General features: G+C 69.5%; 2 protein-coding genes. Both read right to left on the reverse strand.

Annotation, left to right across the window (positions count from 1 at the left end):
- Window positions 1-35 precede the first annotated feature (35 nt).
- On the reverse strand, window positions 36-2,762 hold the full coding sequence (locus ACQKIP_RS39770; RefSeq protein WP_427745279.1) for a hypothetical protein: 2,727 nt from the start codon (window positions 2,760-2,762) through the stop codon (window positions 36-38).
- Between the two features lie 88 nt (window positions 2,763-2,850).
- A partial coding sequence (locus tag ACQKIP_RS39775) for a hypothetical protein (RefSeq protein ID WP_427745280.1) occupies window positions 2,851-4,851 on the reverse strand: 2,001 nt, incomplete at its 5' end.

Here is a 4,851-nt window from a genome sequence, read left to right on the forward strand (position 1 = left end):
TCAGCAACATACTAGATCGTGTGCATCACGCCTAATTATTCATGGGCGAGCTGCTGCTCGATCGCGTCGTCCCAGGTTCGGTCCACTGCCTTCAGCAAGCCGTGCAAGGTCGGCTTCTCGCCCGGCACGGCCGGCTCCGCCTTGTGGAGCTCGGCGTCCAGAACCGTCTGAACGTCCGGCTCGGCTCCCGTCTCGACCGGTCGACTGTTCACATCCAGCCCGTCGAACACCTCGGCAAACAGGTCCCGCGCCACGTAGGCAGTGGCTTTCGCCAGGACATCGGAGCTGCGTTCGGCCGCGGTGAGGTCGTCGGCGACCCGTTCGCGCAGGCCAAGGAGGGAGAGGCGCAGGGATGCGACGGTTTGGAACGCCCATACGTTCTCCTCCGCACGTCCTGCTTCCAGGTCGCGCTTGACCGCACGCCACTGTCGTACGGCGTCCCGGACGCGCTCGAGGCAGTGGCGGACGTTGTTGCGGCCCGACCCCTGGATGCCACGACCGCCCGGCCCACGCAGCACAGCGTCCATCTCGTCGATCGCCGCCTCGACCTGAGCTCGGCGGACGAGTTTCTCCAGCAGCTCGTCGGCCAGGTACTCGGCGTCCGGGGCCGCGGCCACGATGGCAGTCAGCACGCTGCCGAGCGGGCCGGTCGGCGCCAGCCAGCGCTGCACCATGGCGCTGGCCCGTTGGAAACGCAACCGAGGTACGGTGAGCAAAGCCTGGCAGGCGTCCACGGCCGCGCGCAGCTCGCCCTCGGTGTGGGAGACATCGGCGACAACGGCATGGGGCGGCGCGATGAGCAGTGCGCCCTGCAATGCACGTTCAGCCACCGTGGCGGCCACCTCGTGCAGGGCATCGGGCAGTTGCGGAGTGAGCGCCCTCAGCTGCGCACCGACCACGGGTGCGCCCGTCACGAGGGCTGCCCGGACCAGCGTGGGCAGCAGGAGCAGGGAGAGCGCGTCGCTGTCGCTCTCCTTACGGGCCTCCCACTCGTGTAGCGCCTCCTCGATAACCTGAGCCGCTCGGCCGGTCCTGGAGTGCAGCAGTGTCGCCGCGGCGGCCAGGCGAAGGACCGCGGACTCGGTGTCCGGGCGGTCGGCGGCCTGCGACAGGTGGGCGGCAAGCCCGAAGCGCTTCTCGGCGATGAGCCGGGCGAGGACGGGTTCGATGCCCTTCGTTCCCGTGCCGTCGGCTGCATCCGTGGTGGTGTCGACGGCCGGGGTCACTGCGGTAGCAGCGAAGACCCGCCGTTCCGGCGCCGGCTTCTGCTCGGCGGTGTCGGCGGACCGGGGAGGTCGCTCGGCCGGGACGGAATCGGCGGTGCTGTGGTCCTGCGTCTCAGGCACGCCGGTGTCAGCCTGCGCGGTGGCGACCGCCTCCGGGGATACGGCCCGTTCCGGCGCCTCGGGAACCTCGGCGGATTCCTCGCCCTGCGGGGCAGCGGCCGTGTCGGGGCGGGGCGTCCTGTGCTCGGTCAGCGTGATCTGCTGGTACAGGACGGCGGCCACAGCGTACGGCGGATGTGCGACCGACAACTGCTGTTGGAGCTCGATGATCTCCTGCTGTGCGTCGGACCGGTCCTTCATGCCAGCGAGGCGCACCAGCAGCGTGAGAATATGTGCGCACGCTTCGTCCTGTTCGTCCCACTCCTGCTTCGCGAGCAGTGCCTCCGCGCTCTGCCTGGCGTCCGCGATCACCGCGGCCACCGCACTGCCCGGAGAGCAGCCTAGGGCCGTTACCGTCTCCACCACGTGACGGGCCTCGGCGTTCTTCTCCGTCCGTTCGACGCGTGCACGAACCTCGTCGATCGACGTCAGGACATCGGTGAGGCGATCGGTGACCCCGGTGACGCCGAGTGCGGAGAGGACGCCCCGCACGTGGGTGAACGCCGGCGCGACGGTAGCGAGCGGCACCAAATCTGTGTCGGTGGGCGGGCACCCGTCAAGCAGCGCGGCGCGCACGCGTTTGGCGGCGCCCCGTGCCTCCTCGACGACGTGCTTGAGGTCCTCCTCGGCCAAGGCCAGATCGTCTAGGGAGCACCCCTCGCCATGGAGCTGCTCTCCCTGCTGCGCTGAGGACTCGGCCAGTTCCGGAGTCGAGACGTGATCGGGCCGCCGGGGAGCCGGGACCGCAGCGGTCGGCTGTGGTTCCTGAGCCGCCGCGTCCTCGTCCAGCGCGGGGAGGTGGTCGAACCCAGGAGTCGCGTCGATTACCTGCTGAGCGGCCTTGAGTACCGCAGCCACTGCCGCCTCGTCCGCCTCCATGCCGAACCAGTCGCGTTCCGCGGCCCAGACGAGCAGTCGGGCGTCGTGCGCCGAAGCCTGGAGGTGAGAGAAGAGCGCCAGGCGGAGCAGGCACGCGCCCCAGCGGTCCACGAGACCGGGGCTCGTGCCGGCGACCCCGTGCTCAGCGACCTCATGATCGATGTCGTTCATGATCCGGGCGGTTAGATGGGACACGGCATGCCTGTGGTGGGTCGGCTCCACCCGCTGCAACCGCTTGAGCACCTGCTCGCTGAGCACGCGCCCGAATCGCCGCGGCTCGACCTTGCGGAAGCCGAGGCCCCGCATGATGGCCTGACGGTCCTTGGGCCCTAGGGAGTTCAGCGCGAGTTCCGTCTCGCCGACCGTGAGGTCGTCGAGGGCGGCGTCCAGGATCTGGCCGAGCCCGTCGAGCGTTACGGCGAGCTCCTTGAGCAGTCCATCCGATGTGCCGTGCGGGGAGGACGGTGGTTTGGCGACCACGGCGTAGCTGGCGGTCATTCAGTCCCGATCTCTTGATTCGTGTGATGTGGATGCGGGGGGTACGGCGTGCGGCGCGCGCATGCCCGGCCGGTCCGGCCGGGGCGGGTCAGCGCCGGCGAGAGTGTTCCGTCACGAAGGTGTAGCCGGGTGGCAGTTCCCAGCCGTCCGCCTTTCCGACGTGGCGGCAATGCTCGCGGTAGGCAGCGCGCTGGGCATCGGTCGGCTTCGAGCCCGCGGGCAGCCTCCGCAGAAAGCCGCGGACGAAGTGCTCCACGCCGTGGAACTGCGGCGGCGCACCGGCACCCGAGTGCGGCTGTGGCACCACCAAGGGGTTCGGCGCGTAACCGATCAGGGCGATGGGCGGCTCATCCTCGCGGGCAGGGTGGTGGGGCTCGCCGTCCGCACCGCGGCTACCGATGGCCGGGTACAGGTGGTGTTCGGCGAGGAGCTCGTCAACGGCCTGCTCCAGTGCGGTGACCTGATGGGGGGCGGGAGTTGTGCCGTAGACGCCTCGAGGGAGGGCAGCGCGGTCAAGGAGAGCATGTCCATCGGGCGTGAGGCGGCCGAAGCGTCGTACGGTGCGCAGGACGAGACGCCGGGTGTCGAGGCCGGCGGACGAGTCACCGTCCCGGTCACTACCCGGCGCTCCTTCCCGGGTAAGCACTCCCGGGTCGTAGCGGTGCGCGACGAGTTGCCCGTCGATGTCGACGGGGTGTTCCAATTCGACGGTGTGGACCCGGAAGACGGTGCCGCCGCGCGGCCACTGGATGTACAGGCACAGCCCGGGGAAGAAATCGATGGGCCACTGGACGTTCCGGAGCATGCAGGTCTCATCGGTGAGATCCAGCAACGCATCCTGGACCTCCTCGGACGCGTCGAGCTCGCCGCCGGGATGGCTGAGTTCCAGGCGTACGCGCACGGAGACGGTATCCGTGCCGAGATATGCCAACCCGTCCCGGACCCTGGGGCTCAACGGCAGTCGGTCCTCCATGAGGTGGGCGAGACGCAGCGGGGTCTGCCAACAGACCTCGCTGTCGTTGATCCTCAGGTAGTTCGGCGGGCCGATCCGGTCACCATCCACAAGCGGGGTGTCCGCAGGTTCGGCATCGACGTACCGTTCGTCTTCCGGCTGTTCCTCCCGGGGGACGCCGCTCTGTGCGTGCGCCACCGCGACAGGCCAGGGCAGCGCAGGTGGATGCACCGTGTCATGCCATCCGCGTCCCGCTGGGCGCAGCGGATCACTGTCGTCCGCTTCCTCCGAGCCCGGGTGGTGAGACCGCCAAATGCCACCGTTCTGGAAGTCGTCATCAAGGGTGATCCGTACGTCGCTCCCGACGCGTATGCCGTTGTCCGTGTCTCCCCGGACGAAGTCCGCGACCGCCAGGTTGGCGCGGCACACCGAGACGGCGTATTCCACTCCGCTCAGCAGTGGTTCGGCACCGTCGACGTCTCGCAGCCACGGCCCGATCGCCGTGTAGACAGTGCGGGAACCGTTCAGGCCGTGCCGTCGGTGGGTGGCAGGGGCCGCACTGCGTTCCAGGGAGCTGGCAAGGGCTCTCAGGTCGTCGCCGCCCAGCGGCCCGTTCTGGCCCAGGGCGGCCCCGATGCGGGTACGGGTGAGTGCGTAGTAGCCCCAGCTGCGCAGACTGTCGCTGGTGCGCAAGGCGTGATCGACGGTGTCCAACAGCCCGCTGAGGGCGCTTTTCAGCCGCTCCTCCGTGCCACCCCCGGCCAAGTGAGCGACGGACGCGGGAACGAGGGGGCTCAGCAGTGCTTCGCGCTGGTGGGTCAGCAGGTGCTGCACGAAGGCGGTGCAGTCGTCGAGCCCGGCCTGCGGTGCCGAGCCGTAGCGGGCGTCGACGACGACGTGGCCGTCCTTGTTGAGCCACTTCTGGCGGGCCCGGAACCGCTGCAACTTCGCCTCGCTGAGCTGTAGCGCGGGACCGAAGGCCGTGAGATCAGGGACCAGTAGCTCCCGGCGCACTGGGTGCGGTGCCTCCGACAGCTCGCTCGGTCCTCGGACACCGGCCGGTGCCCCGGACACCCACCCAGGTATGTCGGCACCCTCTTCGACGCCGGGGTGGCGGCCCTCCTTGTAGACGATCTC

Source organism: Streptomyces sp. NPDC059900, assembly GCF_050270335.1.
Lineage (GTDB): Bacteria > Actinomycetota > Actinomycetes > Streptomycetales > Streptomycetaceae > Streptomyces.

Bases quoted from the DNA above. Each gene is read 5' to 3' on its own strand.
- ACQKIP_RS39770 (WP_427745279.1), bottom strand. From the start codon at position 2,762: ATGACCGCCAGCTACGCCGTGGTCGCCAAACCACCGTCCTCCCCGCAC.